At 81.0% G+C, this 305-nt stretch carries 1 pseudogene; it reads left to right on the forward strand.

Annotated elements, in window-relative coordinates:
• Nucleotides 1-305: pseudogene (locus FK498_RS20275) on the forward strand (translation initiation factor IF-2); the annotation flags it as partial.

Here is a 305-nt window from a genome sequence, read left to right on the forward strand (position 1 = left end):
GCCCGCCGCGGCAGCTCACCAGCGAGGAACGCGCCGCGCGCCAGCGCGCGCTCGAGGAGGAGATGCGCGAGCAGCGCCGCCGCGAGGCCGAGGCGCAGTCGATCTCCGTGCTCTCCGCCGCCGAGGAGGCGCGCCGCCGTGCCGAGGAGGAGCGCCGCCGCGCCGAGGAGGAGGAGGCGAAGCGCCGCGCCGAGGAGGAGGCGCGCCGCCGCGCCGAGGAGGAGGCGAAGCGCCGCGCCGAGGAGGAGGAGCGCCGCCGCGCCGAGGAGGCCGAGGTGAAGCGCCGCGCCGACGCCGCCGCGGAG

The organism is Elioraea sp. Yellowstone (assembly GCF_006704265.1).
GTDB lineage: Bacteria > Pseudomonadota > Alphaproteobacteria > Acetobacterales > Acetobacteraceae > Elioraea.